The sequence below is a fragment of the Sphingorhabdus sp. EL138 genome, from assembly GCF_945882965.1.
Taxonomy (GTDB): domain Bacteria; phylum Pseudomonadota; class Alphaproteobacteria; order Sphingomonadales; family Sphingomonadaceae; genus Sphingorhabdus_B.
Genome location: NZ_CAMCWY010000038.1, coordinates 1 through 3,870, shown reverse-complemented (window position 1 = coordinate 3,870; position 3,870 = coordinate 1). Strand labels below are relative to the sequence as shown.

Sequence of the window (3,870 nt, the reverse complement as noted above, 5' to 3'; positions counted from 1 at the left end):
TGTCCCACGCGCCCCTCAAGCCGGGAAAGATACCATCCACCGCCAACATCGGGAAACAAACCAATGCCAGTTTCAGGCATCGCAAATTTAGTGTTCTCGGTCGCCACGCGGAAACGTGCAGGCTGGCTAATGCCGACGCCGCCGCCCATCGTAATGCCGTCCATGAACGCCACGACTGGTTTTGGGTAAGTGAACAACAAATGGTTCAGTTGATATTCGTCGTGGAAGAATTTCCGGCCCGACACGCCGCCATCATTGATCGCCGAATCGCGCAAGAAAGCGATATCGCCGCCTGCGCAAAAACCGCGCCCGTCGGCATGGTCAATCACGACGCATTTCACCGCGTCATCGTCGCGCCAAGCGAGCAACGCCTGAGTCATGGCATGCACCATAGGCAACGTCAGCGCATTCAGCGCCGATGGCCGGTTCAGGCTTAGGAAACCAGAATGACCTTCGACCCTGAGCAAAATATCATCGGTCATTGGCGCAACAGGTCCCGGCCAATAATCATGCGCATAACCTGATTGGTCCCTTCAAGGATGGAGTGGACGCGCAAGTCGCGCCAGAAACGCTCAATCGGATAATCCCGCAAATAGCCATAGCCGCCAAATAATTGCAGCGCCTGATTAACAATCTCGCTGCCGCTGTCGGTCGACAGGCGCTTTGCCATGGCGGAGAAACGCGACTTGTCCGGCGCGTTCGCAGTCACCTTGGCCGCAGCGATATAGAGCAAGGCGCGCGCGGCCTCCAAATCGGTTGCCATGTCGGCAAGCACGAACTGCGTATTTTGAAATTCGGAAACGGGCTGACCAAATTGCTGACGCTCTTTGGTATAGGCTATGGATTCATCCAGACAACGCTGCGCGCCGCCCAGCGAACACGCGCCAATGTTCAACCGTCCGCCGTCTAAGCCCATCATCGCAAAGCGGAAGCCATCACCCTCTGCGCCCACGCGATTGGCAACGGGCACGCGGCAATCTTCAAATATCACCTGCGCGGTCGGCGAGGCGTTCCAGCCAAGCTTTTTCTCAGGCTGACCAAAGCTAAGGCCCGGCGTGTCCTTGTCCACGACAAGACAACTCACGCCCTTCGTCTTGTCCTCGCCCGTCCGTACCATCACAACATATACGTCATTATAGCCAGCGCCCGAAATGAACTGCTTTGTGCCATTCAGCACATAATGATCGCCATCACGCCGCGCGCTGGTTTTCAGCGCCGCAGCGTCCGACCCGCTGCCGGGTTCGGTAAGGCAATAGCTTGCAATTTTCTCCATCGACACAAGCTCAGGCAAATAACGCGCCTTTAACTCAGCATTGCCAAAGCAATCGATCATCCATGCCGCCATATTATGGATGGAGATAAACGCGCTGGTGGTGGGGCAGCCATACGCCATCGCCTCCATGATCAACGCCGCCTCCAACCGGCCAAGACCAGTGCCGCCCGATTCTTCAGACACATAAATCGCGCCAAAGCCAAGCGCGCCTGCGGCTTTCCACACATCGACCGGATAATGCGACTTTTCATCCCATTCGGCGGCAAAAGGCGTGATCGCATCTGCGGTGAATTTGCGTGCCATGTCCTGTATGGCGACTTGATCATCCGTGAGTTCAAACTGGTTTTGCATAAAGTCGCCGTAGCATCGCCATATTCAGTTTTCCAGCCATTAGCTTAATCGCATGCGCAATGCATCCGGCAGGATCGTGCGCTCAAACCGCGCGGTTTCCATACGGCCGAGCCACAGCAACGGCGTAAATAAAAACGCGCCCCAAAAAAAACTTGGCGCAACGGGGTCATGCCTGCTAACCAAACTCGGCCCGCACCCATAGCTCAGCTGGATAGAGCGCTGCCCTCCGAAGGCAGAGGCCAGAGGTTCGAATCCTCTTGGGTGCGCCATTTAACTCATTGATATATAACAATATTTAAACGCATCGATGTGCCGATTGCGGCTTAAATAGCGCTTTTTAGCTATGCACAAATCGTGCACAAATTTCTATGTTCATTCACCAACTTCCTGATTAGGCTGAGAGAGTCGAAGGAAGGCAGTCTATGGCTAGTGACGGTGATATTCGGATTGATCTGCGGGGTGACGGGCGGGTCATCCTCTACAAACGGGATAACCTCAAGGATCCTGTCTGGCAGGCTCGTGTCCGTGTTCCAAACTCTACTGGCTATAAGCGAATCAGCACCAAGACGTCTGATCAACGTGAAGCCGAACGCTTTGCCCTCAACTACTATGAAGAGCTCTACATCCACGTCAAAACGGGCGGCAGCATCAAGTCGAAGACCTTCAAACAGGTCTTTGCCGAGTGGGAAAAGTACGTCGCTACGATGGGACACACTCGCAAGGGTGGATCTTGGGAAGCCACTATTGAACGTATTCGGGTCTATGCCCTCACCTTCTTTGGTCCGATGCGAATGAACGATATCGGACCTGTCCAGTTTGCTGACTACTGGGAATGGCGGAAGAAGAACTACAACCGCACCAAGCCAACGAACGGCACCTTGAGACGGGAACGGACCTCTATCCTACCAGTGTTCAAATACGCCGTATCGAAGGGTTACATCACGGCGGTCCCTGATACCGATCCACCAAAGGCTTCACTTGAACGGCGACCAACCTTCACGCTGGAAGAGTGGAAGAAGATCTACACGGCAGCACGGAAATGGGTAACTGAAGGACAGACCAAAGCAACCAGCCGACAGCGCAACCTCGCCCAGCTCTACATCCTAATCCTCGCTAATACAGGACTGCGGGTCGGTGAGCTTCGGGGACTACGCTGGGGTGATCTTCGCACCGTCAAGACCGAGGACGATACTCGACTCATTGCGGAGGTCAGAGGCAAAACGGGTGCCCGTGAAGTTGTATTCCAAGCTGGTGCCCAGAAGTATGTCGAACGGCTTTACGATCGGCGTATCGAAGAACTGGGCGAGAACCCGCCAACTGATGAGGTGCTGTTCTGCCACAAGGACGGAGCACCAATTCAGTCTATGAAGACTGCGTTCAATGCGCTGCTAAAATTTGCTGGAGTACCTGTTGAACGTAACGGCGGATCTCGGACGCTGTATTCCCTTAGGCACTTCTATGCCACGATGCGACTGTCGAACGACACTAGCCCGTTCCTACTGGCAAGGCAGATGGGAACGTCCGTTGAGATGCTGGAGAAGTTTTACGGACAGACCGTCTCGTCAGCCTTGGCTGCTCGGATATCGAAGGGTAATCAGACGGTTGGAGATGGTAACGGCAAGGTTTATCCGTTTGGGTAAAGCCGCTGGGGCACTCGGCTATCTATCTCCAGTAATGTGGATTAGGACTGATTTATGATCTCAAAATCAAGAATATCAAAATTGTTGATAATTGTCTCAGTCTGCCCTTTGGTTTTAGCAGCGACCCTAGAAGAGTGGCGAAAAAGACCACCTCGTTGGGAAATAAAATCCGAGCGAAGCCTAGCAGAACTTCAGGGCTGCCTCGGGTCAAAGTGGGCTGGGTCTCTATCAATGGCTGTACGAATGATGCCTATTGAGGGTGGAATTTCTTACGTCAACGATGGAGCAAACCGAGATATTTTGGTCGATGTGACAGATGAGGGAGGACATCGCAAAATCAAGCTTTGGCTTAGAAAGTTCTTCGGCATCACTGTAGGCGCTGAAGAGCAAATTAAAAAACTATCTGAATGTGCAACGCCAAATCGATGAAGTAAGTGGTTAAACCTTGATGCGCTTAGCCTGTTGATTGTCGTTGAGAAGTGACCCGTTATTTTCACTGAGAAGTGACCCGGGTGGTTGGTATATCCCGCGTTGCGGGTTTTGGGTCAAGAGGTTGGTTTTTCCTTTCTGTTTTTGGGCGCTGCGGCACTGGCGCGGAAGCGGAAG

Annotated in this window: 4 protein-coding genes and 1 tRNA gene; 3 read left to right on the top strand and 2 right to left on the bottom strand. The window is 53.3% G+C overall.

Annotation, left to right across the window (positions count from 1 at the left end; genetic code table 11):
- The coding region (locus tag Q0N43_RS11480) for an enoyl-CoA hydratase/isomerase family protein (RefSeq protein WP_295446477.1) at positions 1 to 482 on the bottom strand (482 nt) is incomplete at its 3' end.
- A complete protein-coding gene (locus tag Q0N43_RS11475) occupies positions 479 to 1,624 on the bottom strand; it encodes an acyl-CoA dehydrogenase family protein (RefSeq protein WP_295446474.1) in 1,146 nt (381 codons plus the stop codon). The genes Q0N43_RS11480 and Q0N43_RS11475, both read right to left, overlap by 4 nt.
- A 192-nt stretch (positions 1,625 to 1,816) precedes the next feature.
- On the opposite strand from Q0N43_RS11475, the gene Q0N43_RS11470 reads away from it, so the two are divergent.
- From Q0N43_RS11470 to Q0N43_RS11460, 3 genes are all read left to right on the top strand, one after another.
- Positions 1,817 to 1,893 (top strand) — tRNA-Arg (locus tag Q0N43_RS11470).
- Positions 1,894 to 2,046: 153 nt separating this feature from the next.
- Positions 2,047 to 3,264 (top strand): tyrosine-type recombinase/integrase, encoded by a 1,218-nt coding sequence (locus Q0N43_RS11465; protein ID WP_295446472.1) that lies wholly within the window; start codon positions 2,047 to 2,049, stop codon positions 3,262 to 3,264.
- 243 nt (positions 3,265 to 3,507) lie between these two features.
- Positions 3,508 to 3,693: a hypothetical protein gene (locus Q0N43_RS11460; protein WP_295446470.1), complete on the top strand. Its 186-nt coding sequence runs from the start codon at positions 3,508 to 3,510 to the stop codon at positions 3,691 to 3,693.
- Positions 3,694 to 3,870: the final 177 nt, after the last annotated feature.

What these genes read in the sequence shown, in the direction of transcription:
- Q0N43_RS11460 (WP_295446470.1), top strand. Translation starts at nt 3,508, where the DNA reads ATGATGCCTATTGAGGGTGGAATTTCTTACGTCAACGATGGAGCAAAC.
- Q0N43_RS11475 (WP_295446474.1), bottom strand. Translation starts at nt 1,624, where the DNA reads ATGCAAAACCAGTTTGAACTCACGGATGATCAAGTCGCCATACAGGAC.
- Q0N43_RS11465 (WP_295446472.1), top strand. Translation starts at nt 2,047, where the DNA reads ATGGCTAGTGACGGTGATATTCGGATTGATCTGCGGGGTGACGGGCGG.